Source organism: Pseudomonas sp. zbq_18 (genome assembly GCF_043102245.1).
Classification (GTDB): Bacteria; Pseudomonadota; Gammaproteobacteria; order Pseudomonadales; family Pseudomonadaceae; genus Aquipseudomonas.
In genome coordinates, this window is sequence record NZ_JBICIT010000020.1 from 14,477 (window position 1) to 38,234 (window position 23,758).

Genomic DNA, 23,758 nt, shown 5'->3' on the forward strand with positions numbered 1-23,758 from the left:
TTTTCATGGGGCCGAATCAGGCGCGGCGGCGGAACAGCGGCAGCGGCTGATCGGTGGAGGCCTGGTAGACCTCGCTGAACTCCTCGAAGGCCTTCAGCGCATCGACCGGGTCCTTGTCCGCACGCAGGGCAAAGGCATCGAAGCCCACGCGCTGGTAGGAGAACAGCTGGTCGCGCAGCACGTCGCCAATGGCGCGCAACTCGCCCTTGTAGCCGTAGCGATTGCGCAGCAAGTAGGCGCTGGAGCAGTGGCGGCCGTCGGTGAAGGCGGGGAAGTTGAGGGCGATGACCTGGAAGTTGTCCAGATCAGCGACGATTTCCTCGATTTCCTCGCCCGCTTCCAGCCACACGCCGAGGCCGCCATCGCGGGCCTTCAGTGCATGCGCGTGCTCGCGCCACAGGGCCAGCGGCACGATCAGGTCGTCGCTGTTGCTGACGCTGTCGAGGGTGGCTTCGGCCGGCAGCAGGTGCCAGGTTTCGTCCAGGATCTGGCCGTTCTTAATGATTCGCTGCATAGACGCGCTCCTTGAACGGGTCGATTCCGATACGGCGGAAGGTGTCGAGGAAAGTTTCTTCTTCGGTGCGCTGCTCGACATAGACCTTGATCAGCTTGTCGATTACGTCGGCCATTTCCTCCTGGGCGAAGGACGGGCCGAGGATCTGCGCCAGGCTGGCTTCGCGGCCGGAGCTGCCACCCAGGGACACCTGGTAGAACTCCTGCCCCTTCTTGTCCACGCCGAGGATGCCGATATGACCGACATGGTGGTGGCCGCAGGCGTTCATGCAACCGGAGATGTTCAGGTCGAGGTCGCCGATGTCGAACAGGTAATCCAGGTCGTCGAAGCGACGCTGAATGGCTTCGGCCACCGGAATCGACTTGGCGTTGGCCAGCGAGCAGAAGTCGCCACCCGGGCAGCAGATGATGTCGGTCAGCAGGCCCACGTTCGGCGTGGCGAAGCCCAGTTCGCGCAGCTCGCCCCACAGGGTGAACAGCTGCTGCTGCTCGACGTCGGCGAGGATGATGTTCTGGTTGTGGCTGTTGCGCACCTCGCCAAAGCTGTAGCGGTCGGCCAGGTCGGCAATGGCGTCCAGCTGCTTGTCGGTGACGTCCCCCGGCGCGACGCCAGTGGGCTTGAGCGACAAGGTCACGGCCACGTAGCCCGGTTGCTTGTGTGCCACGGTGTTGCGTTGGCGCCAGCGGGCGAAGCCCGGGTGCTGGGCGTCGAGGGCAGCCAGTTCGGCGTCCTGATCAGCCAGCTGGCGATATGCTGGGTCGACGAAGTGGGCGGAAACGCGTGCCACTTCGGCTTCGGTCAGGGTGGTCGGGCCATCCTTGAGGTGGGCGAACTCGGCCTCGACCTTCTCGGCGAAGACTTCCGGCGTCAGTGCCTTGACCAGGATCTTGATACGCGCCTTGTACTTGTTGTCGCGACGGCCATAGCGGTTGTAGACGCGCAGGATGGCGTCGAGATAGCCAAGCAGGTGCTGCCACGGCAGGAACTCGTTGATGAAACTGCCGACGATCGGCGTACGGCCCAGGCCGCCGCCCACGGAAACACGGAAGCCCAGCTCGCCGGCCTCGTTCTTCACCGCTTCCAGGCCGATGTCGTGCACCTCGATGGCAGCGCGGTCGCTCACGGCGCCATTGACGGCGATCTTGAACTTGCGCGGCAGGTGGGTGAACTCGGGGTGGAAAGTCGACCACTGACGGATGATTTCGCACCAGGGGCGCGGATCGACGATCTCGTCCTTGGCCACGCCGGCGAACTGGTCGGTGGTGGTGTTGCGGATGCAGTTGCCGCTGGTCTGGATGGCATGCATCTGCACGGTGGCCAGCTCAGCAAGAATGTCCGGCACGTCTTCCAGTTCCGGCCAGTTGAACTGCACGTTCTGCCGGGTACTGATGTGCGCGTAGCCTTTGTCGTAGTCACGCGCGATCTTGGCCATCATGCGTACCTGGGCCGAGGACATCAGACCGTAAGGCACGGCCACGCGCAGCATGGGCGCGAAGCGCTGGATATAGAGACCGTTCTGCAGGCGCAGTGGGCGGAATTCCTCGCCGGACAGCTCGCCGGCCAGGTAGCGGCGGGTCTGGTCGCGGAACTGCTTGACGCGGTCCTCGACGATCCGCTGATCGTATTCGTCGTAAACGTACATAAGTGTCCTGTTATTCAGGCTGCTGCTTCATCGGCAGCTGAGGCTCGTTTCGCGCACGGCAACGCGCTCTGCTGGCAGAGGCGGGCACGATAACAGCAACGCAATATGTGAAAAAGTGATGTTTTTATATATGCACTTCACTAAAAGTGATAAGCATCGCCATGACCTTGAGGGTGGAGCGAGCCTGGTCTTAACTGCAAAGGGCCGATAATCACAAAACCAGGGGGCAACCATGACCGAACAGGGTAATGACAGCGTCATCGATGCTTGGGCCATCTTCGCGCTGATCGTGATCGTTGTGACCACCGCGGTGTTTTGGGTCAGTCATCAATAGCCTTGTAGAGCGTCTAGCCAGCATTGGCTGATGGTCATGCTGGCTTTTTCATATCATCTTGGCTGGCGCTGTATAATCTGCGGGCATTTCGAGCCAGGTTGAACGTGTTGCTACTTCGTACGCTATTAGTCAGCTTTCTTCTCTGTGGCTGGGCATCTGCTCAAGCCACCTCCGTGGTATTTCTCAACCCTGGTTATCCCAACGAGCGTTTCTGGGTCGACTACAGCCGATACATGGATGATGCAGCTGACGATCTGGGCATGCAGCTCGAAGTACTCTACGGTCAGCGTGACGCCTCGAATATCCTGCGCCAGGCGCGGAGCGTGCTGGAACGAAAACAGCCCCCCGATTACCTGATATTTACCAACGAAATGTATACGGGGCCGGAAATCCTGAGATTGTTCGAGGGTAGCGGTATTCGTCTGTTTTCCCTGCACAGCACCTTGACGCCCGAGCAGCAGTCCCTGGTCGGTGGTACACGGGGTAAGTACCACAACTGGATTGGCAGCTTGGTGCCGAATGACGAAGAGGCCGGTTACCTGATGGCTTCCGCGTTGTTCAAGCTGGCGCCTGATGGGGGTGAGCTGCTGGCGTTTTCCGGCGTGAAGAATACGCCCTCGGCCAGTTTGCGTGAGGCAGGCCTGCAGCGCGCTTTGGCAGAGCATCCACAGATTCGCTTACGCCAGCTTTTGTACGGCGAGTGGAAATATCAGCGTGCCTACGAGCAGGCTTTGGGCATATTGCCGCGTTACCCAGAGGTCAAACTGGTCTGGTCAACCAATGACGAAATGGCATTCGGAGTGATGCAGGCTGCCAAGGAGCAGGGGCGACAGCTGCATTACACGGCGCTGAATAACTCCAAGGAGGCGCTGCAGGCGCGCATTTCAGGCAAGGCCGATGTATTGGCTCTCGGACATTTTCTGCTCGGCGGCTGCGCCATGGTCATGCTTTACGATCATGCGCAGGGCCGTGATTTTGCCGAACGTGGGGGCAAGGATCAGATGGCTCGCCTGTTACGCCTGGTGGATCTGCAGCAGGCGCAGCGATTGCAGGAGCGTCTGGCGCGAGCTGACGTAGGGCTGGATTTGGCCAGTTCAGCGCCACCCGGCATAGCGAACTGCATCACTACAACTGCTCTATCGACAGCCTGCTGCGCTGAACTCAGACACCTGCTAGGTGCAGTACCAACTTGACCAGGGCAAACAGCAGCAGCACGAATACCGCAGTACACAGCACCCCCAGCAGAATGAAGTGACTGGGTTTGCCACGGCTGAAGTCACGCGCACGGTTCTTGCCGCTCTGCACGCCGAAGGCGGCCGCCAGGACGCTTTGCAGCATTTCGCGGAAGGTCAGTGGTTTATCGTCTTTATCGCTGTCCATGAGTTGCCTCCTGAACACAGCCTAGCAGGTAGTTGTTAACCGTCTGCCAGGCCAGGAGGTTGCTTTCAGAGTTCGGCATCCAGTGCCTGCACGCGCTTGCGCTCCAGCGCATCGAAGCGGTTTGCCTGTAAGTCGGCAATGGCCGCTTGCAGGTCGGTCTGGCTGAGCCCTGCTTCACGCAGCCGATTGCGCTCGCGGGCATAGTCGTTCAGGCGTTGTTGCCAAGCTGCTTGCTGGCGATCCAGTTCGGCCAGGGCGTCGGCGGCTTCACGGCCCAGGCTCTGTTCGCGCACCTGGTGCAGTTCTTCGGCGCGGGCACCCCGCGCCTGCATGGCTTGGGTCGTGGCGTAGAGTTCGCCATAACGCATGCTCTCTTGGCGAGCCTGGCGTACCTCTTCCGGTAGTTGCAACTCCATTTCGACCAGTGCTTGTTGGCGCGCATCGTCGTCCAAGCCCTCCTGCCGGGCCAGCATCAAACGCTGCAACAGGTATTCGTTTTCGGCATTTTCCCTGGCGAAGAATACCCGGTACTCCTCACTGCTGAAGTAGTGCTGGCGCACCGAGTTGATCGCGTCGAGGCGCAGGCGAAGGGCGGTTGGCTCCAGTTCCATGCCGGTTTCGGGCAGACCCTGCAGGGCTATGCGGTAATCCACATAACGGCTCAGCAGCTCGCGGGCCTGCTCCAGGGCTGGCCCCTTCAGTTGTGTGGCCAGCGCCTGGTGAATGCGGGTGAGTACCTTGTCCAGTCCTTCTTCTTCAAGGCCGGCGAGATAAAAGTCGAAGAGCTGCAGCATATCTGCCTGCAGCCTCAGGTTGCCCTGCTCGTCACTGCGCAGGGTAATGCCATGTTCACTGCCTTGCAGTGAAGGTGGCAGCGGACCCGGGGCGACGAGTGTGGCTGTGGGTGTGCTGCGCAGCTGCTGGTTAAGGGCACGGGCCTGCTGGCTGCGGGCATCGTCTACCGCCGCAATGGGGGGCTGGCTGGTCGGTTGGGGAAGTGGTCGATAGACCAGCCAGGTGCCGCCAACGGTGGCGGCGCTCACTATCAGTGCTGTCAGGATGATTCGCTTGGACATCGGATACTCCTTGTGGCGGGCATGGCGAAGGGGCACGCCATGCCCGCCCCAGGTGTTACAGACCGAGGTTTTTCAGGCGATTGGCCTGGTTGGTGAACACGGTCTTGGGGTTGGTCTCGAACAGTGACACCAGGCCGAATACCTGATTGTTGATGTCGAGGTGGTTCATTTTGTAATTGTCTTTGAGCACTTTGCCGAAGTGGCTTGAGCAGCGCCCGGTGACGCCGTCGTTGGCCTCGTTGAACGCAAACGAGGTAACGGTGAACAGCGGATCGGAGATGTCCAGCACGTTGGTCAGCGGTGCAGTGCCGCTCATGGAGTACAGGCGCACACTGTTGCCGTTCAGGGTGACGGTTTCCGGACCCTGGCCGCAGGCCGTGGACGGCAGCCCAACCGGGTAGCGTTGGTTGTACGAGGCGGCGCCGGGTTTGTTGAACTCGGCGAGCATGGCGCGTACATCGGATGGGCTCTTTTTGTTGTTCGACAACAGGTTGACCAAGTTGCCCACGGCGTTGGCGAATACGTCGAAGGCGACACCCTGCAGGCTGCCCGGCGGGGCGACGCCCGTCACCAGATCGGCCAGCGGCGAGCCCTGGTGGGGCGAGTTGAGGGTGGTCACCGAAGCCACCAGATCGGGGCGCACGTTGAGCACATAGCGGGTGGTCAGGCCACCCTGGCTATGGCCGATCAGGTTGAACTTCTTGATGCTGCCGCCGGAGGCGGCGCGAATCTGTTCCAGCTGGCTAATCAGCGCTTCACCGCGTTTGGCCGAGCTGTCGAAGGCGTTGATCTTGGGTACGTAGACCTTGGCACCCTGGCTCTGCAGGGCGCTGGGAATCTGGTACCAGTAATCGACGAAGGCAATGCTGTCGAAGGCAAAGATGCCGGGGACGAGGACGATGGGATGCTTGGTTTGCGCCTGGGTGCCAGCCTGGGACGACATGGCCATGCACAGGCCGAGAGTGGCCAGCGCCGGAGTCAGCAGCTTTTTCATGGTGGGTTCCTGTGTATTCGTTTTTTGTTGTTGTAGCTCCGCTCACAGCTGCGGAGGTGGTGGTCATAAAACCACCGGCACGTGACAGCGGCTTGTAAGAACTGATGAAATTGCCCCGACAGCGCACAATTTATTGCGACGGCTTTCGCAGCGGGTCTTTCGAGGCTGCGTAAGCTGTGCTAACTCTGCGACAACAAAAACAACAAGAATCAGTCCATGCCGGCCAGCCAAGCCCCGGTGCTGCTCTATCTGTGGGATAAGCGCACCTTCTATCTCAGCCCTTTCACGGAGCCGCTGCAGCTGTCTCAGGCGGCGGCCATGCTGCTGCTCAGCCTTGATGGCGACTTGTCGGTCGATTGTGCCGGCAGCACCCTGGAGTGCCGTAGCGCGCTGTTGCCCGCCGGGTTGGATCTGACCGTGGACTGCCGCGATTCGCGGGTCGCCATCTGCTATCTGGATGTGTTTGGTGAGGATCATGCGCTGTTGGCACCGCGCATGGCGCGCCAGCAAGGCGCAGTGCACGTTGCGCTGGATGACGAGGCCTTCTGGATTGAGCGTTTTGACCAGTTGCACTGCGTCAGCGCGCCGCCTGAAGAGATCTGGCAGACGCTGGAGGCGCTGATCAATCCTCAGGATCTGAGGCCCCTCGGGTATGCCTGCGACCCGCGTATCGTGAGAGTCGTGGAACTGATCAAGTTGGACGTGGCCTGCAATCAGTCCATCGATTTTCTCGCTGAGCATGTTGGTCTTTCGGTGCCGCGCCTGACCCAGCTGTTCCGCCAGCACGTCGGCGTGCCCATTCGTCGCTACCGGCAGTGGCACAGACTGTTTGTCACCAGCGTTGGGGTCGCCCGCGGGATGAACCTGACCGATGCCGCCATGGCAGCCGGCTTTACCGACTCGGCGCATTTCAGCCATACCTTTCGCAGCATTATCGGCATGAGTCCTTCGGCGGCGTTGGCGCAGCCACGCGGGATTCGGTTGTTCGCCGGCTGACGAATAGGGCAAGCTGCGCGAGTCCCGTTGTCTGTCAGAACGCCATGCACTCGCCCGATTTCCCCGACGATGCCGCGCAAACCGAGCGCACCCGCGAGGTGATCCTGCGCTATCACCTGAGCTGGAAGCATCGTGACCTGGACGCGGTGCTGGCGCTGTACCACCCGGACATCGAGTACAACGACTTCTTTCAGCAGCGGTGCATGCGCCTGTCTGAGCTGCGCCAGTACGTGACGGACAACCTGCCGCGCAGGCCGGGTGAGCTGCTGGAGCACGTCGACCGCATCCGTATCGACGGCCACACCGCGTTCATCCAGTACCGCTTTGCCCTGCAGGGCAGCGGTGGACTGGCGTCGTTCCGCACCGGAGAAGCCATTACCGTACGTGATGGTCTGATCTGGCGGATCAACGAGTACGCCACGCTGGTGCACGAGGTACAGCCGAGTGGCGAGGGTGTCATGTCGCGTCCGGCTACCAGCCGCCTGGGATTGTCGGCCCGCCAGTTGAGCCAGCTGGCGCAGGACCTGCAGGACTACTTCCAGCGGCACAAACCTTTCCTCGATCCCGAGTTGGACCTGCAGCAGGTCGCGGCGGCCACTGGCTACAGCCGCAACCAGATCTCCCACTTGCTCAACCAGGTCCTTGGCCAGAGTTTTTATCGCTATGTGAACCAGGCACGTCTGCAGCATCTGCTTGAGGGGCTGGCAGCCGGCAGCGACGCCGGGCGCATCGATGAGCTGGCTTTCGCCGCCGGTTTCAATTCGTTGTCGGCCTTCTACAAGTGCTTTCGCGAGCGCATGGGCATGACGCCCAAGGCCTATCTCAAGCAAATTTCCTCGCGGGCCCGCACGCAAGACAAAGCCTGAGCTGGCTGACTAGTCTGTGCCATCGATTGATTGGCGGAGACACCCCGATGAGCCAGTGGCGCAATATCAGCCTGTGGATGGATCAGCTCGACGAGCCGCTTCAGGCTCGTCCGAGTCTGCAGGCAGATATCAGTGCTGATGTGGCGATCATCGGCGCCGGCTACACCGGGCTGTGGACTGCCTACTACCTCAAGCGCCAGGCGCCGCAACTGCGGGTGGTGATCGTGGAGGCTGAAACCGCCGGCTTCGGCGCCTCCGGGCGTAACGGCGGCTGGCTGATGGGCAATATCCTTGGTGAGGACCGCCTGCTCGGCAGCTTGCCCGCTGACCAGCGCAAGGCCGGCTTCGACCTGCTGCATGGCATTCCCGATGAGGTGGCGGCCGTCACGGCGCGCGAGGGCATCGACTGTGATCTGCGCAAGGGCGGCGTGCTGTACTGCGCGGCGCGTTATCCGGAGCAGCTCAGTGGCCTGCGCGAGTACCTGCAGCACCTGCGTGAGCTGGGTCTGGGCGAAGACGATTACCGCTGGCTGGAGCCTGGCGAGTTGAATGAACAGTTGCGCGTGGCCAACCCCTACGGCGCCATCCATAGCCCGCACTGCGCCACCATCCAGCCGGCCAAGCTGGCCCGCGGCCTGGCGCGCTGTGTCGAAGCCCTGGGCGTGGAAATCTATGAACAGAGCCGGGTGAGCGACTGGCAGCCGGGCCTGGTACGTACCGCGCACGGCAGTGTGCGGGCCGACTGGGTGGTGCCGGCCGTGGAAGGCTATGCCGCCGAGATGCCGCCGCTGGGGCACTACCAGTTGCCGGTACAGAGCCTGATTGTCGCTACCGAGCCCCTGCCGGCCGAGGTCTGGGCCGAGATCGGCCTGGAGCGTGGGCAGGCGTTCAGCGAGTTCAGCCGCCAGGTCACCTATGGCCAGCGCAGCGCCGACGATCGCCTGGTGTTCGGGGCGCGGGGAGGCTATCGCTTCGGCGGGCGCCTGCGCAGTGACTTCAACCTCACCGAGGATGAGCGCGGCTTGCGCCGCTACCTGCTAAGTGAGTTGTTCCCACAGCTTCGTGATGTGCGCCTGAGCCACGCCTGGGGCGGCAATTTGGGCATGGCCCGGCGATTCAGGCCGCACATGCTGCGCGATTCGCGCAACCGCATCGCGCTGTCCGGCGGTTATGGCGGCGAGGGCGTAGGGGCGACCAACCTTGGTGGTCGCACTCTGGCCGACCTGATCCTCGGCCGCGACAGTGAGCTGACTCACCAGCCCTGGGTGATGGCCGATGGCGCGATCAGCCAGCTGCGTCGCTGGGAGCCCGAGCCGTGCCGCTGGCTCGGCTACAACGCGATCATCCGCAGCTTCGTCTTCGAGGACGAAGTGCTGGCCAACCCCAATACCCCCGCTTGGCGCCGTCGCCTGGCCAGCAAGCTGGCCGCCGGCATGGAAGGCCTGATGACCTGGAAAGTCGGCTGATTACCACTGAGAGCACAACGATGAACATCACTCATTTCAAGAACACCCCGGCCCTGGCTCTGGAAGAGTCCAACCCGGTGGCCGTACCGCTGAGCGAGACCGTTGCGGTGGCATCGACCACCTCGGTCGAGCGCAGTGACGGCGTCGAAACCGGTGTCTGGGAGTGCACTCCGGGGCGCTGGCGCCGGCAGATCGTGCAGCAGGAGTTCTGCCACATCATCGCCGGGCGCTGCACCTTTACCCCGGACGGCGGCGAGCCGATGGCCATCCAGGCCGGCGACGCGCTGATGATGCCGGCCAACACCACAGGGGTGTGGGACATACAAGAAACGCTCCGCAAGACCTACGTACTGATCTTCTGAACTGCCACCGACACAACACAACAATCGAGGTGTACATGCTCAAGAAAGTCCTTCCGCTGATGCTAGTCGCGTCTGTCAGCCAGGCGGCGGAAACCGTGCATATCTACAACTGGGGCGAGTACATCGCGCCGGACACCCTGAAGAACTTCCAGGCGGTCACCGGCTATGCCACCCAGTATGACGTTTACGACAGCAACGAGACCCTCGACGCCAAGCTGATGGCCGGTCATTCCGGTTATGACGTGGTGATGCCGTCCAACCACTTCATGGCCCGGCAGATCCAGGGCGGCGCGCTGACCAAGCTCGACCGCAGCAAGCTACCCAACTGGAACAACCTCAATCCGGTGCTGATGAAGGCGCTGGAGGCCAACGACCCGGGCAACCAGTACGGCTTCCCCTACCTGTGGGGCACCACCGGTATCGGTTACAACATGGCCAAGGTCAAGGCCGTGCTGGGCGACGATGTGGCGCTGGACAGCTGGGACGTACTGTTCAAGCCGGAGAACCTGAGCAAGCTGGCCAAGTGTGGCGTGGCCGTGTTGGACAACGGCCCCGAGCTGCTGCCTATCGCCCTGCATCACCTGGGCCTGCCGCACCACAGCCAGAACCCCGAGGACTACAAGAAGGCCGAGGCGCTGCTGGTGGAGATGCGCCAGAACGTCACCTACTTCCACAACTCCAAGTACATCGCGGACCTGGCCAACGGTGACGTGTGCATGGCGGTCGGTTTCTCCGGCGACATCATGCAGGCGGCCAACCGCGCCAAAGAGGCCGGCAACGGCGTGCATGTCGAGTACATCATTCCGAAAGAAGGTGCGCCGCTGTGGTTCGACATGGTCGCCATGCCCGCCAATGCGCCGAGCGAGGAGGCTGGCTACGCCTTCATGAACTATCTGCTGGAGCCCAAGGTGATGGCCGGTATCAGTAACTCGGTGCGCTATGCCAACGGCAACGCCATGGCTGACAGCCTGGTGGAACCGGCGCTGAAGGCCGACCCGACGGTGTACCCGCCGGAGAGCGTGATGAGCAGCCTGTATGCGCTGCAGGCTATGCCGCTGAAGATCGACCGCCTGCGCACACGCATCTGGAATAAGGTCAAGAGCGGGACCTGATCTGTACCTGCATCCCCCGGACTGTCGGGGGATGCCCTCTACAACTGTTTCTCGATGGGCAGCAGCCCGATCAGCCAGGTCAGCATGCGTTTACCCATGCTCGTCTTAGGCTCTGTTTGATAACGCCCATCCTCATCGCGCCACTCCAGGCTCCCGTCTTTCAGGCTGACCTGCCAGGCCCGCTCGCCATTGGCCTGCTGGGCGAACAGCTCGCGCATGCGTTGGCCGATTTGCGGGTCACGGACCAGCACACCCTGCTCGGTATTGAGGCTGCCGGATCGACGGTCCAGGTTGTAGCTGCCGACGAAGATCTGTTCGCCATCGATTACCAGCGCCTTGCTGTGCAGGCTCGCTCCCGATGAGCCAAACAGGCTGGCTCGAATACGTTTCTTGAATTGTGGCTTTAGCTCCCAGAGTTCCACGCCGGCGGCGAGCATGGGTTCACGGTATTTCTGGTAGCCACTGTGCACGGCCACCACATCATTGGCTGCCAGGGAGTTGGTCACCACGCGTATCTGGCAACCGCGTTGGCATTGAGCCTGGATCGCTTCCATACCGACCTCTCCCGGAACGAAGTAGGGTGAGATGATCAACATGTCCTGTTGGCAGGTCTGAGCGCCGCCTAGCAGGCCCTGCAGAACCTGAGAGCTCTGGCCGCTTTCCTGTTTACGCACTTTGAGCGGATCGTCACTGATGAAGCGGTAGTCATCGATCCAGTGCATGCGCCACTTGCCCACCACCAAGTTGTGGACCATCTCGTCCTGGTGCAGTACCTGGGCATAGTGGCTGGTGGGGGCGGCGAGTGCATGCTTGCCGAGCGTTTCCCGCAGTGTGTTGAGAGCCTTGCGGTTCACGTCAGCAGGTGCCAGCAGGGCGATGGGATACGTCACATCGGCGTTCCAGTAACGGTCGAACGAGGCTGAGGCGTCCCGCACCACCGGGCCAGCCATGGCCATGTCGAGGTCGACGAAGTTGGCTTCTTCGCTGGCGCCGAAGTATTCGTCGCCCAGGTTGCGACCACCAGCCAGGGCCAAGCGGTTGTCGACGATCCAGCTCTTGTTGTGCATGCGCCGGTTGACTTCGCTGAAACGTCTGGAGATTTCTCCTAGCTGGCTGAACATGCCGCTGCGCGAGGCAAAGGGATTGAACAGGCGCACGCTGATGTTCGGGTGGGCGTCCAGGGCGGCGAAGCCATAGTGCTTCTGCCGCGCATCCATATCGTCAACCAGCAGGCGTACCCTGACTCCGCGATCCGCGGCCTGCAGCAGAGCATGGGCCAGATATTTCCCGGTCAGGTCGGCGTGCCAGATATAGGTCTGCACATCGAGGCTGCGCTCGGCGAGTCTGCTGGAGAGCAGGCGCAGGGCGAATGCCTCATAGCCGTCGTCGACCAGGCGAAAGGCGCTCTGCCTGGGGTGCTGTTGCTCAAGCGGGGCGAATATCTGATCCAGTGGGCTGCTCTGTGCGACTGGCAGGGCATGCTCCGGCTGCAACTCAGTGGGGCGCGGCGGTAGCTGAGCGCAGGCGGCTAGAGCGCAGCAGGCGAGTATCATCAGAGCGCGCATGAAGTAGCTCCGCAGCTGGGATCCTTTCAAGCTAGTCAAGCTGATGGTTATCTGTCCAACCCGCTGGCTCCTACTGCCTCGATCAGGCTATGAAGAGGCTCGACCTGGCCGGGAGCGAGTTGTTGGGTGGATTGTGGTTGTGCGCGTGGCCCCCGGTGTGTCATCGCCGCGAACCACCAGTTGCCGACTGTGATCGCCCTCAGCTTGCGCCGCCTACAGGGCAGGGCGGCAGCGCCAGGCGCACCAGCACCGGCAGATGGTCGGAGCCGATATCCGGGCCACGCTCGTGGCCCAGTAGGTGCCAGTGCCGTGATGCCAGCACATGGTCGATGGGGATGCCCAGCAGGCCCGCACCGAAGCTGGGCCAGGTCGGCGCCAGGCCACTGGCCCGGCGCCAGCCACGCGCTTGCAGGCCGCTAAAGGCGCTGGACCAGGGCGTGGCGTTGAGATCGCCGGCAAGCAGGCGTGGCTGCGCGTCATCTACCAGCAAGCCATTCAGCTGTTGGTTGCGCTGCGCGTGGTAGGCCGGAGTCAGCGGCGGCATGGGGTGCAGGGCCGTGATGTGTATCGCGCAGTCGGCGAAACGTGTTTGTGCTTGCAGGTGAACGATTCCCTGGTCGTCGGCGTGAGCCTGGGCGTTTTTCAGTGGCAGGCGTGACAGCAGGGCAATGCTGAAGGGCGAGTCCTGCGCATGAACCAGGCGATAGGTATAGCTGGGGAGTTGTTGTAGGGCTTGGGCGTAGTGCGGGGAAACTTCCAGCAGCACCAGTAGATCCGGCTGCGCCTGCTCCAGCCAGCTCGCCAGTGGGGTGATGTCGCGATTGTTCGGGTTGACGTTGGCGCTGGCCACGCGCAGCTCTACTCCTGCGCCGGGCTCCAGGCTAGCGCTTGCGCTTAGCCAGGGCAGCGGCGTGGCCAGTAACAGCGCTAGCCAGCGGCGATCCTGCCGACTCTGCAGCAGGGCGCTCAATAGCAGGCCGCCGAGAAACAGCCATTGCCAATGCGCGGCGAGATCGAGCAGCCAGGGCAGGGTGCCGGATGCGCCTGCCAGCCAGCCGCTGGCAAGTGGCAGCAGCAGACCGCCCAGCATGGCCAGGCTGAACAGGGCGCGGGCAGGCTTGGGCTTGGACATGGGCGGGCTCAATCGCCCAGCCGGGCCAGTATTTCTGCAAAGAGCGGGCGTTCTTGCGGATCTACCGCCACGCAGCGCTGCTGCAGTTGCCACAGGTCTTCCAGGCCAGGCTGCGGGCAACGCTGCAGCAGTTCTTCCAGCAGGCAACCAAATGCGCGGGCCTCGATACGCTGCAAGCCTGGTGCGCTGGACTGGCGTGGGTCGAAGAAGGAGGCGGCGCCAAAATCGCCCAGCAGGCAGTGGCCCGCCGCGTCGACCAGCAGGTTGTGGGCATACAGGTCGCCATGCAGGATGCCGCGCTGGTGCAGGTGGGCCGTCGCGGCCGCTGCGCCCTGGGCGATATTGAGCAGCTGTTGCCGGGTGAACTGGCGCTTTGCTGAGTAGATGTCGCGGGTGCAGCTGGCCAGCGAGGGCGGGCCGGCCAGTGGGCGGTAGTGCGGGGCGATCAGTTCCAGCAGCAGACCCTCCGCTGCGCCCGCTTGCGCGGCCAGTGGGCCGGCCACACCAATCAGGTTGGCCTGCTCGCCGGCGGCCAGGCAGGCGGCCATTTCGCTGTGGGGCAGGCCGTCGCTGGTCAGCTCGCCCTTGAACAGTTTGGCGGCCATGCTGCGCGCCGGCTGGCCAGGAGGTTGCCAGTGGGCGCGGTGGATGATGCCCGACGCACCCTGGCCAAGTACTTCGCCCAGTGTGACCTGATCACGTGCGATGGCCGGCAACGGATGGCTGGCCAGCGCTTCGGCCTCGCTGGCATTGCTGCCGGGGTTGCCGGCAAAAGCCAGCCAGGCCAGGCGCGGCAGCCGCAGCAGCCACTCGGGCAGGGCTTTGATATGGTTGGCGGCAATGCGCAGCAACTCCAGGTTGGCCAGGTCCGCCATGCTTTCGGGCAGCTGCTGCAGGCGGTTGCCGGCCAGCATCAGCTTCTGCAGGCGCGGGCGTTCGCCCAGTTCACTCGGCAGGCTCTCGATGCGGTTGTCGGTGAGGATCAGCCAGCGCAGGCTCGGGGGCAGCGCGGCGCTCGGAACTTTGCGCAGCCGGTTGGACTTGAAACCGACCATTTCCAGTTGCGGGCACTCGCCCAGTACTTCGGGCAGCTCGCTGAAGGGATTGTCCGAGCAGAACAGCACTTTCAGCTTGTGCAGTCGCGACAGGTCGTGGGGCAGGTGGGTCAGGCGATTGCCGCTGAGGTTGAGGACTTCCAGGCTGTCGGCCAGCTGAAAGATTTCGGCGGGGAATTCGCTCAGTTCGGCGCTCAGGTCCAGGCGGGTGATGCCGGTCAGTGCGCCGCTGCGCAGTTGTTCGAGGCTATGCATGGTGGGTGATGGCTGGGTTGCAAAGCCGGCGAGGGTAGCACGACACAGGTCATACCCAGCGGGCGTGGTCAGTGTCTATGCAGACACTGGCAGCGAGACGGTTATCCGCGAACAGGGCGCTGCAGCCGGCTGGTGTTGACGATGTCCACGGCACGGGCACGCAACTGGCCGCAGCCGCCGTCGATATCCTGGCCGGCGCTGTTGCGCACCTTGGTCAGCACGCCACGGCTGTGCAGATAACGCACCATCTGCACGATGCGCTCGCCGTCCGGGCGCTGGTAGTCGTCCAGTTCCAGGCTGTTGTAAGGGATCAGGTTGAGCACTGCGTATTTGCCCTTGAACAGACGCAGGATCTCGTCCATTTCGGCCTGGCTGTCGTTGATGCCCTTGAGCAGCGTCCACTGGTACTGGATCGGGTAACCGATGCTGCGCGCGTAGGCCTCGCCCAGTTCGATCAGCTCGTCGGGAGCGATCTTCGGCGCCTTGGGCAGCAGGCGTTCGCGCAGCGCGGCATCGGTACTGTGCAGCGATAGCGCCAGCGCAGGGCGCACGCGCTGCTGCGGCAGGCGCTCGAATACCCGTGGGTCGCCGACGGTGGAGAACACCAGGTTCTTGTGGCCGATGCCGCCTTCTGTGCCAAGCAGATCGATGGCCTCCAGCACGTTGTCCAGGTTGTGCGCCGGCTCGCCCATGCCCATGAACACCACTTTCTTGACCGGGCGATAGCGCCGGGCCAGGGCCACCTGGGCGACGATCTCGGCGCTGCTGACCTGGCGCAGCAGGCCGCTCTTGCCGGTCATGCAGAACACGCAACCCACCGCGCAGCCCACCTGGCTGGAGACGCACAGGCCATCACGCGGTAGCAGCACGCTCTCGACCATCTGACCGTCGGCGAGTTTGACCAGCAGGCGGATCGAGCCATCGGCAGCCGGATGTTCCGAATGCACACGGGCCAGTTGATCGAGATCGTCGCTCAGCTGCGGTAAACCGTCGCGTACCGACAGGGGCAGGAAGTGCTCGGTATGTTGACGTCGGGTGCCGGTGTTCAGCGGCTTGCCTTGCAGCCAGGCGCGCACCACCCGCCCACTGTGAGCGGGCAGGGCGCCGAGGTCGGTGAGGCGCTGATAAATGTCGGAGATACGCATGGGGCGCGCATGCTATCACCGCGCCTGAGTGTTGCGTAGGGCAGACCGGCAGGTGGTTGCCCGCCGGCGCAAGGGTTACTGCGGTTCGACGCTGATGGCGACGGCGGAAGTCATACGCAGCACGACGATGCGGCCGAGGTAACCGGTCTTCATCTCCACGTCGGGGCGAACCTTGACGGTGCGCTCGCTACCGTCGGGCAGTTGCAGAGTGGCAGTGCGCAGGGTGGTGTCCATGCCCTTGATCACGGCAGTGACTTCGACGGTTTCCGCTGCCAGCATGCCTGGCTTGTTGCCCTGCGGCGCGGTGGCGAGCAGGCCGGCGGCGCCGTTGTCACTGACTTCATTGGGCTGGCGCAGGTAGACCACACGTTCCATGGCTACTTTGGCCCGAACCTTGTCGCCTACGGCGAGTTGCTCGAAGTTCTGCATTTCGGCAGGTGCATTGAAGCTGTGGGTGTTGCCGCGCGCATCGCGCAGAGTGAAGCGACGGTTGGCCTTGTCCACGGCGCTGACGGTGGCCAGAAGCTCTTCAGTCTCGGTGACTGCGCCGCCCGGCACGCCCGGAGTGAAGGCCTCAGAGCGAGTCTGAGTGGTGTCCAGCTCGTCAGTGCCATTGCTCTGGCAGCCCAGCAGCAGTGCGCTGGCCAGGGACAGAGTGAGAATACGTGTTGCGTTCATGCTGAGCTCCTTGCTGAATGTGGCGGCGGTATCACCATTTGCGCGCTGGCGCAGGGCTGCGCCCCGCTCACTAGCGTAGCAGCGCCGCGTCAGTCCATCGTACTGAGGCGGCCAGTAACGGGCTCTCGTGCTATCTTCGCGCGCTTCGCTTCACATTCTGGATTGCCGTACATGAAATTCATCCACCAGCGCGAGTTTCTTAACGAGGGCGACACGGTCGTCATTCAGTGCTCGCAGCCCTGCAACATCCGCCTGATGAACGATGCGAATTTCCGCAGCTTCAAGAACGGCGGCCGGCACACTTACCACGGTGGTGCCTTCGATCGTTTCCCGGCGCGTATCAAGGTGCCCAGCGATGGCTTCTGGAATGTCACCCTGGATACGGTAAGCCGCCGTGCCGTCAGCGTGACGCGCAAGCCGCAGATGGACTATACGATCAAGTTCATTCGCCGTTCAGCCTGAGTGCTTCTGCTCGCCCAGGTGCATCGGGCGGGCCAGGCGATACTGGTTATCGCCGCAGCGCTTGGCCTCGTACATGGCCTGATCGGCGCTGTGCAGCAGGCGGTCGATGCTGTTGCCGTGCTCCGGGTAGAGCGCGATACCCAGGCTGACACCGACTTTTTGCTGGCCCTGATCCAGGTTGATGGGTGGTAGCACCGCTGCCAGCAACTTGGCGGCGATGGCAGCTGCTTCTTCCTGGATCGGGCGCTGCGGCGACAAGCCCTCAAGGAGTGCGACAAACTCGTCACCGCCCAGCCGCGCTATGCCGTCCGAGTCGCGCAGCGCTTGCTTAAGTCGTTTGCCGAGTTCGATCAGAACCTGATCGCCGGCGGCGTGGCCCAGGTCGTCATTGATGGCCTTGAAGCCGTTCAAGTCGATGAAGACCAGCGCCACCCGCGTGCCATTGTGCTGGGCGCGTTGCAGGGCTTCGCGCAGGTGCTCTTCAAAGCGCAGGCGGTTGTACAGGCCGGTCAGTGGGTCATGGTGGGCGAGCCTGTGCAGTTGGCTGACGCTGGCTTTTTCCTCGGTGATGTCGCGCACCACCCCCATCATCTTGAGCGGCTGGCCCCGGGCGTCTTTGATCACGTTGCCGGTCTCGCGTAGCCAGTGGATGCTGCCGTCCGGCCAGATCACGCGGTATTCCTCATCGTGGTTCTCGCCGGTTTCGATGCAGCGCAGTTCGCCGGCACGAACCTGAGCGCGGTCATCCGGGTGCACGCTGTCACAGAACAGCCGGTTGGAGGGCGTTACTTCGCCGACCCGGTAGCCAAACATGGCGTAAATGGCTTCCGACCAGTACAGGCGATCGGTGTCGATATCCCAGTCCCAGGTGCCGATACGGGCGAAGTACTGGCTACGCTGAAAACGCTCGCGTTCGGCTGTAGAAGCTTGCGGCTGAAGAAGTAGCAGTTCGTCACTGCCGATGCGTGCGGGGATTCGGCATATGCGCAGCGTACGTTGTCGACCTTCATCATCTTGTAGGATGATCGATTGAGTCGCTTCTGCACTGAGTGGTGGGAGCCAGTTGGAAAGCGGGTGCCCCCGCAGGTCGGTGGCGTCGCTGCCGAGCAGGCTTCGCGCAGCGGGGTTGTGCGACTTGATCAGACCCTGCGTGCTGATGCGCAGAACGCCTTCTTCGAGTCGCTCCAGCAGTAACTGTTGTTGCTGCAGGCGGCGGTACAGCAGGCCCAGGACGACCATCCCGGTCAGTGCGAGCAGTGGGAGCAGCAGGGCAAACAACGGTGGCTCTCCAGGTGAAATCTGTCAGTGCAGGCATTATGCCTTCACTTTGTGTGCTTATTGGCCAGAGTTTCTATCTTCTGCTGGCTACGGCGCCGTCACATTGTGCTCGCTTGTGGCATCGGGCAGTGTCGAGCCTGAAAGTTGTTTGCCGGGATAGCTTTGCCCCGTAGATTTTGCGACCTTCGAGCCAGCCCGCAGTACAAGGCCATCATCGTGCTTGCCGAACACTCCGTTTATCGTCAGCCAGGGTTCCTGCCGTTTCTCGTCAGCCGTGTGCTGGCCATGTTCGCTGTGCAGATTCTTGCCGTGGTAGTGGCCTGGCAGGTCTATGACCTGACCCGCGATCCCATGGCGTTGGCCTATGTCGGCCTGGCCCAGTTCATCCCCATGCTGTTGTTGCTGATGCCGGCAGGGGACCTGATCGACCGTTACGATCGCAAACTGATCCTGGCGCTGAGCTGGGGCGTGGAGGCGCTGTGTGCGGCGGCCTTGCTCTGGCTGTCGCTGATGCAGGGGCCAGTTGGTGTCTTCTATATAGTGCTGGTGTTCTATGGCTGCGCCCGCGCCTTTACCGGCCCGGCGCTGTCCAGTCTGCTGCCGCAGATCGTACCGCGCGAGCGCTTGGCGCCGGCCATCGCCGCCAACAGCATGATAGTGCGCGCCTCGACCATCTCCGGCCCGGTACTGGGTGGCGGACTTTATGCCCTGGGCGGCGGCGGCCTGACCTATGCGGTGTGCCTGGGCTGCTTCCTGGGCGGCGTGCTGATGCTGGGGCTGGTCAAGGTGCGCTACGCCGAAGCGCGCCAGGCCCTGGAGTCCACCGCCTGGCAGCGCTTTACCGCGGGTATTCAGTTCATCCGATCGCGACCGATCATTCTCGGCACCATTTCGCTGGACCTGTTCGCGGTGTTGCTCGGCGGCGTGGTGGCGCTGTTGCCTATCTACGCCCAGGAAGTGCTCCAGGTCGGCCCGACCGGACTCGGCATTCTGCGCAGTGCCATGGCCATCGGTGAAGTGCTGGTCGGTTTTTATCTGAGCGTGCGTCCGTTCAACCGCCATGTGGGCATGAGCATGTTTGCTGCCGTGGCAGTGTTCGGCGTGGCTAACCTGGTGTTCTCGCTGTCCAGCCTGTTCTGGTTGTCCTTTGCCGCGCTGCTGGTGGCGGGCGGTGCGGATATGGTGAGCATGTATATCCGTTCTTCGCTGGTGCAGTTCTCCACCCCGGATGCCATGCGGGGCCGGGTGAATGCCGTGAACATGCTGTTCATCGGCTCCTCCAATGAACTGGGCGAGTTCCGCGCCGGCAGCAGTGCGGCTTGGTTCGGTGCGGTGCCGGCGGCGCTACTGGGCAGCCTGTGCACGCTGGGTGTGGTCGGCGGCTGGATGTGGGGCTTTCGTAGTCTGCGCAAGGTCGATCGCTTCGAGGATGCCGCGCCCCCCCCGTGCATAGTTCTTTTGGCACCAAGCCATCTTCGGCTTGGTGCCATTGGTTCTTGGGCTTCTCGTCCGCTCAGCTATTCCTCTATCGATGTCATAGCGCATTCAGGGTTGTTTAATGATGCTTGCCATATAATATTACGCTCGTCATTCAATCAATCGCGGAGATTAACCATGAGCAAGCAAGGCAAGGCGCTGATTACCGGCGCATCTTCTGGGATCGGGGCAACCTACGCCGAGCGCCTTGCGCTGCGTGGTTATGACTTGCTGCTGGTGGCGCGTGATCTGCCACGCCTGCAGGCGCTGGCCGAGCGCCTGTCCGCTCAGTACGGTGTAGCGGTTGAGGTGCTCAAGGCGGATCTGACCGACAAGACTGACCTGCTGGCCGTCGAGCAGAGGTTGCGTGGCGACGGCGCCATCAGCCTGCTGGTGAACAACGCCGGGGTAGCCAGCAATGGCACGCTGGCAGAGGCGGATCTGGAGCAGGCCGAGCGCCTGATCCAGTTGAACGTGGTGGCACTGACACGCCTGGCTTCGGCGGCAGCCGCGCGGTTTTCCGCGGCAGGCCGCGGCGCCATCGTCAATGTCGCTTCGGTGGTGGCCTTGGCGCCGGAAATGTTCAACGCCGTATACAGCGCCTCCAAGGCCTATGTGCTGAGCCTGACGCAGACCCTGCATGGCGAGATCGCCGCCAAGGGTGTCCAGGTACAGGCCGTGCTGCCTGGCGTGACGCGGACCGAGATCTGGGAGCGCAGCGGTATCGATGGCAGCAAGTTGCCGCCGGAGATGATCATGGAGGTTGGCGAGATGGTCGACGCAGCTCTGGCCGGTTTCGATCAGGGCGAGCTGATCACCATTCCCTCGCTGCCGGATGCGGCTGACTGGCAGGCTTTCGTTACCGCCCGTGCGGCCTTGGGGCCGAACCTGTCACGTAACCAGGCGGCGCCGCGCTACAAGCGCTGAGGTAGAACGAAAAAGCCCCCGGATGGACTCTCGGGGGCTTTTTTGCGGGCGCCGTTCAGGCCTCGGCTTGCTGTAAGAGCAGGTCGCGCGTGCTGGTGCGTAACAATTCCGCCAGTTCGGGGTCGGTGACGCTTCGCGACAGTACCAGGGCGCCAACCATGGCCGAGAGAATCAGCGCGCTCTGCTTGTCGGCATCCTCGCCGGACAGGCCGCTGGCGATGGTTTGCAGGCGATCGCGCACTATCTGGTCGGTGATACGGCTGGGTTGGCCGCGTTGGCCCAGCTCGGCGGACATGGTCGGCAGCGGGCAGCCAGCGCCGGGTGATTGGCAGTGTGCGGAGGAGAGGTAGCGCTTGATCAGTTCTTGTAGCGGGTTTGGTGCCTGATCAAGGTCGGTGAGGCCAGCCTTGAGCTGGTCGGCACTCTGCTGGAGGGCCTGCTCGACCAGGTCGTCCTTCGATTTGAAGTGCGCGTAGAAACCGCCATGAGTCAGGCCCAGCGCCTTCATCAAAGGCTGTAGACCGGTTGCCAGCACGCCGTCGCGGCGAAAGCGCAGAGCCGCTTCATCGATGATGCGTTGATGGGTCTTGGCTTTGTGGTCTTCCGAATAGCGCATGCGATCAGCTCCTGGCAAAGGTTGGAATGCCGACCTTAATGTTACACGGTCGGCAGGTTGTGTGATCCAGCGAGGTGCTGAGCCCTGCCGGTATCAGACGGCTTCGAGCAAGGTGGCGACGCCCTGGCCTCCGGCAATGCACTGGGTGGCGATGGCGTAACGACCGCCGGTGCGCTTGAGCAGCGCAGCGGCCTTGCCGGTGATGCGTGCGCCGGTGGCGCCCAGCGGGTGGCCAAGGGCGAGGGCGCCGCCGTCCAGATTGACCCTGGCCATGTCCAGGCCCAGCTCACGCACGCAGGCGATGGACTGGCTGGCGAAGGCCTCGTTGATTTCGACCAGGGCGATGTCGGCGATATTCAAACCGGCACGCGCCAGCACCTTGCGAGTTGCCACCACAGGGCCCATGCCCATGATCTCCGGCGCGCAGCCGCCGACCGCAACGGCCTTGATGCGAGCAAGGATATCCAGACCGTGATTGCGCGCGAATTCCTCGCTGCACACCAGTACGGCGGCGCTGCCGTCGGTGAGAGGCGAGGAGGTGGCGGCGGTGACGCTGCCGCCGAAGGCCGGCTTGAGCTGGGCCAGCGCGTCTAGGTGGGTGCCGGGGCGGATGCAGCCGTCTTCGCTGACCAGACCGTCCGGCGTCTCCACCGCAAGGATTTCGTCCTTGAAGTATCCCAGCTCACGGGCCTTTGCCGCCTTGGCGTGAGACTCGATTGCCATTGCCTCCTGCTCCTCGCGGTTGACCCCGAAGCGTTTAGCCACTTCCTCGGCAGTGTGCCCCATGGCCATATAGGCCTGCGGGAAACTGCTCATCAGGCTGGGGTTGGGTGAAATGTTGAAGCCGCCCATGGGCACGCGGGTCATGGATTCCACGCCGGCGCAGAGGAAAGCGTCGCCGGCACCGAGCAGGATCTGCCCGGCGGCGAAGTGCACCGCAGTCATGGATGAGCCGCAGAAACGGTTGACCGTGGCTCCGCCGAGGGTTTCGGGAAAGCCGGCACGGAAGCTGGCGATACGGGCGATGTTCATGCCCTGTTCGGCCTCGGGGTAGGCGCAGCCCATGATCACGTCTTCCAATTGGCTTGGATCAAGATCAAGTTTGTTGACCAGGCCCTTCAACACTTGGGCGGCCAGATCGTCGGGGCGCAGATTGATCAGGCCGCCTTTTTTGGCGAAGTGAAAGGGGGAGCGGGCGTAGCCGGCGATTACGATGGAGGTCATGCTGGATTTCCTTTTTTGCATGTTGATCGACATATATTTGGTCGGCATTTTCGTGCTGAAGTGCGGATCAGCAGTTCTAGGCTGCACCTCGCTCGCGCAGGTCGAAAATCATGCAGGTAGTGGAACCGACGGCATACAGTCGGTCGTTTGCGTCGTAGATCCGTCCTTCGGCCAAGGCCGTGGAGCGGCCCAGATGCACCAGCTTGCCTTCCGCGCGCACCGGCCCGGTGTCACGGGTCAGAGCGCGTACATAGCTGATGCGCAAGTCGATGGTGGTATAGCCCTGGCCAGGCTCAAGCCGGGTATGCACGGCACAGCCCATGCAGGAGTCGAGCAGGGTGGCTGCATAACCACCGTGCACACTCCCTAACGGGTTGTAGTGCCGTGCGTCAGGTGTGCCTTGGAACAGAAACCGCCCTGGCTCCCATTCCAGCGGAACGAAGTCGACAAGATGCCCGAAGGGTGGACTGGGCAGTTCTCCTCGACCAATTCGGTCGAAGAACTCCTGAGCGCTCAGCTCGCTGACCTGTTGCAGCGACAACGTACCGGGCTCACCGAGCCTGTCGCGTGCTATTTGCTCGGCCTGTTTCCAGGCCATCAGGCGCTCTTTTTGGCTATGTGTTGTCATCTTGCTTCTTCTCCCTGTGTCTTTTGATGATCGTCATCATTCAATAAATAATATTATGGCTGAAATGTAAATGGGCGATTCCATTGCGGGGCTGCGCTGGGCCAAATCCCTCTCCGGCTGCTTATTCCGTTTCTGGGCAACCTTTAGCGTTGCTTTGATGCGTCGCCAGGGTCATGACATGCCGGTCTTGTCGGCATTCGTTACAGCTTTCGGTCGGGACAGCAGTGTTGGCGGGGCTGGTGACTTACCTGATGGCCGCTATATGGCTGCTGGAGGCGATCTCGCTGAGCTTGTTCTCGTTAGGGTGCGGTAAGAGCTGCGGGCATGCTCTGCGCGGGTGCTGGCTTGTTCCATCGTGCCAGACACTTGGTAATCGCAGGCCGAGCCGGCATTGGGGATGGCGTTGTCGGGTTCGCTAGTCGTGGGTGCTGTGAGTTAGCCCGGGGCGGTTTGCTCTGTCAGTGCTTCGGTCGGTTTTGATCGAAAGCGGTTGAAAGAGGTGGTTGACAGCGGTTTTGAACGCTGTAGAATTCGCCTCCCGCTGACGAGAAGAGAATCTGATCCGAGGCGCAAGC

General features: G+C 62.6%; 22 protein-coding genes and 1 pseudogene. 9 read left to right on the top strand and 14 right to left on the bottom strand.

What is annotated here, in order from left to right:
* Positions 1–16 precede the first annotated feature (16 nt).
* Entirely contained in the window at positions 17–514 is a 498-nt protein-coding gene (locus ACF8C6_RS16465) for a DUF934 domain-containing protein (RefSeq protein WP_392500261.1), read from the bottom strand.
* On the bottom strand, positions 498–2,156 hold the full coding sequence (locus tag ACF8C6_RS16470; protein ID WP_392500262.1) for a nitrite/sulfite reductase: 1,659 nt from the start codon (positions 2,154–2,156) through the stop codon (positions 498–500). The genes ACF8C6_RS16465 and ACF8C6_RS16470 overlap by 17 nt, the downstream gene beginning before the upstream one ends.
* A 438-nt stretch (positions 2,157–2,594) precedes the next feature.
* Here ACF8C6_RS16470 and ACF8C6_RS16475 point away from each other — a divergent pair, with 438 nt between their 5' ends.
* Complete coding sequence (locus tag ACF8C6_RS16475; protein ID WP_392500280.1) at positions 2,595–3,683, top strand: ABC transporter substrate-binding protein; 1,089 nt, start codon at positions 2,595–2,597, stop codon at positions 3,681–3,683.
* On the opposite strand, the gene ACF8C6_RS16480 is transcribed toward ACF8C6_RS16475, so the two are convergent.
* From ACF8C6_RS16480 to ACF8C6_RS16490, 3 genes are all read right to left on the bottom strand, one after another.
* A complete protein-coding gene (locus ACF8C6_RS16480; protein ID WP_277691194.1) occupies positions 3,652–3,870 on the bottom strand; it encodes a DUF2970 domain-containing protein in 219 nt (72 codons plus the stop codon). The two genes, ACF8C6_RS16475 and ACF8C6_RS16480, sit on opposite strands and share 32 nt — an antisense overlap.
* Before the next feature lie 65 nt (positions 3,871–3,935).
* A complete protein-coding gene (locus ACF8C6_RS16485) occupies positions 3,936–4,946 on the bottom strand; it encodes a lipase secretion chaperone (protein ID WP_392500263.1) in 1,011 nt (336 codons plus the stop codon).
* A 55-nt stretch (positions 4,947–5,001) separates the two neighbouring features.
* Entirely contained in the window at positions 5,002–5,940 is a 939-nt protein-coding gene (locus tag ACF8C6_RS16490) for a lipase family alpha/beta hydrolase (RefSeq protein ID WP_392500264.1), read from the bottom strand.
* 216 nt (positions 5,941–6,156) lie between these two features.
* Here ACF8C6_RS16490 and ACF8C6_RS16495 point away from each other — a divergent pair, with 216 nt between their 5' ends.
* Genes ACF8C6_RS16495 through ACF8C6_RS16515 form a run of 5 tightly spaced genes read left to right on the top strand, consistent with a single transcriptional unit; the run spans position 6,157 to position 10,742 of the window.
* Positions 6,157–6,936, top strand: a complete 780-nt coding sequence (locus tag ACF8C6_RS16495; RefSeq protein ID WP_392500265.1) for a helix-turn-helix domain-containing protein — start codon at positions 6,157–6,159, stop codon at positions 6,934–6,936.
* A gap of 44 nt (positions 6,937–6,980) precedes the next feature.
* Positions 6,981–7,802 carry a helix-turn-helix domain-containing protein gene (locus ACF8C6_RS16500; RefSeq protein WP_392500266.1) on the top strand — a complete coding sequence of 274 codons (822 nt, stop codon included), beginning with the start codon at positions 6,981–6,983 and terminating at the stop codon, positions 7,800–7,802.
* A 47-nt stretch (positions 7,803–7,849) separates the two neighbouring features.
* On the top strand, positions 7,850–9,268 hold the full coding sequence (locus ACF8C6_RS16505) for an NAD(P)/FAD-dependent oxidoreductase (RefSeq protein WP_392500267.1): 1,419 nt from the start codon (positions 7,850–7,852) through the stop codon (positions 9,266–9,268).
* A gap of 20 nt (positions 9,269–9,288) precedes the next feature.
* On the top strand, positions 9,289–9,630 hold the full coding sequence (locus ACF8C6_RS16510) for a cupin domain-containing protein (RefSeq protein ID WP_392500268.1): 342 nt from the start codon (positions 9,289–9,291) through the stop codon (positions 9,628–9,630).
* A gap of 35 nt (positions 9,631–9,665) precedes the next feature.
* A complete protein-coding gene (locus tag ACF8C6_RS16515) occupies positions 9,666–10,742 on the top strand; it encodes a polyamine ABC transporter substrate-binding protein (RefSeq protein ID WP_392500269.1) in 1,077 nt (358 codons plus the stop codon).
* Positions 10,743–10,780: 38 nt separating this feature from the next.
* Here ACF8C6_RS16515 and ACF8C6_RS16520 read toward each other — a convergent pair whose 3' ends face one another.
* The 5 genes from ACF8C6_RS16520 to ACF8C6_RS16540 form a co-directional block, all read right to left on the bottom strand.
* Entirely contained in the window at positions 10,781–12,307 is a 1,527-nt protein-coding gene (locus tag ACF8C6_RS16520) for a phospholipase D family protein (protein WP_392500270.1), read from the bottom strand.
* 199 nt (positions 12,308–12,506) lie between these two features.
* Positions 12,507–13,439, bottom strand: a complete 933-nt coding sequence (locus tag ACF8C6_RS16525; protein WP_392500271.1) for an endonuclease/exonuclease/phosphatase family protein — start codon at positions 13,437–13,439, stop codon at positions 12,507–12,509.
* Between the two features lie 8 nt (positions 13,440–13,447).
* The gene (locus ACF8C6_RS16530) at positions 13,448–14,749 is read right to left on the bottom strand and encodes a protein kinase (RefSeq protein WP_392500272.1); all 1,302 of its coding nucleotides are present in this window, start codon (positions 14,747–14,749) and stop codon (positions 13,448–13,450) included.
* Between the two features lie 101 nt (positions 14,750–14,850).
* Positions 14,851–15,894: an RNA methyltransferase gene (locus ACF8C6_RS16535; RefSeq protein ID WP_392500273.1), complete on the bottom strand. Its 1,044-nt coding sequence runs from the start codon at positions 15,892–15,894 to the stop codon at positions 14,851–14,853.
* A gap of 75 nt (positions 15,895–15,969) precedes the next feature.
* Positions 15,970–16,572 carry a hypothetical protein gene (locus ACF8C6_RS16540; protein ID WP_392500274.1) on the bottom strand — a complete coding sequence of 201 codons (603 nt, stop codon included), beginning with the start codon at positions 16,570–16,572 and terminating at the stop codon, positions 15,970–15,972.
* A 171-nt stretch (positions 16,573–16,743) separates the two neighbouring features.
* On the opposite strand from ACF8C6_RS16540, the gene ACF8C6_RS16545 reads away from it, so the two are divergent.
* A complete protein-coding gene (locus ACF8C6_RS16545) occupies positions 16,744–17,034 on the top strand; it encodes a DUF1883 domain-containing protein (protein ID WP_392500275.1) in 291 nt (96 codons plus the stop codon).
* Here ACF8C6_RS16545 and ACF8C6_RS16550 read toward each other — a convergent pair.
* The gene (locus ACF8C6_RS16550; RefSeq protein WP_392500276.1) at positions 17,026–18,312 is read right to left on the bottom strand and encodes a diguanylate cyclase domain-containing protein; all 1,287 of its coding nucleotides are present in this window, start codon (positions 18,310–18,312) and stop codon (positions 17,026–17,028) included. The genes ACF8C6_RS16545 and ACF8C6_RS16550 overlap by 9 nt on opposite strands.
* Before the next feature lie 210 nt (positions 18,313–18,522).
* Here ACF8C6_RS16550 and ACF8C6_RS16555 point away from each other — a divergent pair.
* Together ACF8C6_RS16555 and ACF8C6_RS16560 are read left to right on the top strand one after the other, a co-directional pair.
* Positions 18,523–19,752 (top strand): annotated as a pseudogene (locus tag ACF8C6_RS16555) (MFS transporter); the annotation flags it as partial.
* 174 nt (positions 19,753–19,926) lie between these two features.
* Entirely contained in the window at positions 19,927–20,715 is a 789-nt protein-coding gene (locus tag ACF8C6_RS16560; protein ID WP_392500281.1) for an SDR family NAD(P)-dependent oxidoreductase, read from the top strand.
* 55 nt (positions 20,716–20,770) lie between these two features.
* Here ACF8C6_RS16560 and ACF8C6_RS16565 read toward each other — a convergent pair whose 3' ends face one another.
* From ACF8C6_RS16565 to ACF8C6_RS16575, 3 genes are all read right to left on the bottom strand, one after another.
* Positions 20,771–21,331 (bottom strand): TetR/AcrR family transcriptional regulator, encoded by a 561-nt coding sequence (locus tag ACF8C6_RS16565; RefSeq protein WP_392500277.1) that lies wholly within the window; start codon positions 21,329–21,331, stop codon positions 20,771–20,773.
* 93 nt (positions 21,332–21,424) lie between these two features.
* Positions 21,425–22,576 carry a thiolase family protein gene (locus ACF8C6_RS16570; RefSeq protein WP_392500278.1) on the bottom strand — a complete coding sequence of 384 codons (1,152 nt, stop codon included), beginning with the start codon at positions 22,574–22,576 and terminating at the stop codon, positions 21,425–21,427.
* A gap of 55 nt (positions 22,577–22,631) precedes the next feature.
* On the bottom strand, positions 22,632–23,183 hold the full coding sequence (locus ACF8C6_RS16575; protein WP_392500279.1) for a PaaI family thioesterase: 552 nt from the start codon (positions 23,181–23,183) through the stop codon (positions 22,632–22,634).
* Positions 23,184–23,758: the final 575 nt, after the last annotated feature.

What these genes read in the sequence shown, in the direction of transcription:
- ACF8C6_RS16525 (WP_392500271.1), bottom strand. Translation starts at nt 13,439, where the DNA reads ATGTCCAAGCCCAAGCCTGCCCGCGCCCTGTTCAGCCTGGCCATGCTG.
- ACF8C6_RS16490 (WP_392500264.1), bottom strand. Translation starts at nt 5,940, where the DNA reads ATGAAAAAGCTGCTGACTCCGGCGCTGGCCACTCTCGGCCTGTGCATG.
- ACF8C6_RS16505 (WP_392500267.1), top strand. Translation starts at nt 7,850, where the DNA reads ATGAGCCAGTGGCGCAATATCAGCCTGTGGATGGATCAGCTCGACGAG.
- ACF8C6_RS16545 (WP_392500275.1), top strand. Translation starts at nt 16,744, where the DNA reads ATGAAATTCATCCACCAGCGCGAGTTTCTTAACGAGGGCGACACGGTC.
- ACF8C6_RS16570 (WP_392500278.1), bottom strand. Translation starts at nt 22,576, where the DNA reads ATGCAAAAAAGGAAATCCAGCATGACCTCCATCGTAATCGCCGGCTAC.
- ACF8C6_RS16535 (WP_392500273.1), bottom strand. Translation starts at nt 15,894, where the DNA reads ATGCGTATCTCCGACATTTATCAGCGCCTCACCGACCTCGGCGCCCTG.
- ACF8C6_RS16500 (WP_392500266.1), top strand. Translation starts at nt 6,981, where the DNA reads ATGCACTCGCCCGATTTCCCCGACGATGCCGCGCAAACCGAGCGCACC.
- ACF8C6_RS16480 (WP_277691194.1), bottom strand. Translation starts at nt 3,870, where the DNA reads ATGGACAGCGATAAAGACGATAAACCACTGACCTTCCGCGAAATGCTG.
- ACF8C6_RS16510 (WP_392500268.1), top strand. Translation starts at nt 9,289, where the DNA reads ATGAACATCACTCATTTCAAGAACACCCCGGCCCTGGCTCTGGAAGAG.
- ACF8C6_RS16485 (WP_392500263.1), bottom strand. Translation starts at nt 4,946, where the DNA reads ATGTCCAAGCGAATCATCCTGACAGCACTGATAGTGAGCGCCGCCACC.
- ACF8C6_RS16465 (WP_392500261.1), bottom strand. Translation starts at nt 514, where the DNA reads ATGCAGCGAATCATTAAGAACGGCCAGATCCTGGACGAAACCTGGCAC.
- ACF8C6_RS16560 (WP_392500281.1), top strand. Translation starts at nt 19,927, where the DNA reads ATGAGCAAGCAAGGCAAGGCGCTGATTACCGGCGCATCTTCTGGGATC.
- ACF8C6_RS16565 (WP_392500277.1), bottom strand. Translation starts at nt 21,331, where the DNA reads ATGCGCTATTCGGAAGACCACAAAGCCAAGACCCATCAACGCATCATC.
- ACF8C6_RS16470 (WP_392500262.1), bottom strand. Translation starts at nt 2,156, where the DNA reads ATGTACGTTTACGACGAATACGATCAGCGGATCGTCGAGGACCGCGTC.
- ACF8C6_RS16575 (WP_392500279.1), bottom strand. Translation starts at nt 23,183, where the DNA reads ATGACAACACATAGCCAAAAAGAGCGCCTGATGGCCTGGAAACAGGCC.
- ACF8C6_RS16530 (WP_392500272.1), bottom strand. Translation starts at nt 14,749, where the DNA reads ATGCATAGCCTCGAACAACTGCGCAGCGGCGCACTGACCGGCATCACC.
- ACF8C6_RS16495 (WP_392500265.1), top strand. Translation starts at nt 6,157, where the DNA reads ATGCCGGCCAGCCAAGCCCCGGTGCTGCTCTATCTGTGGGATAAGCGC.
- ACF8C6_RS16515 (WP_392500269.1), top strand. Translation starts at nt 9,666, where the DNA reads ATGCTCAAGAAAGTCCTTCCGCTGATGCTAGTCGCGTCTGTCAGCCAG.
- ACF8C6_RS16540 (WP_392500274.1), bottom strand. Translation starts at nt 16,572, where the DNA reads ATGAACGCAACACGTATTCTCACTCTGTCCCTGGCCAGCGCACTGCTG.
- ACF8C6_RS16520 (WP_392500270.1), bottom strand. Translation starts at nt 12,307, where the DNA reads ATGCGCGCTCTGATGATACTCGCCTGCTGCGCTCTAGCCGCCTGCGCT.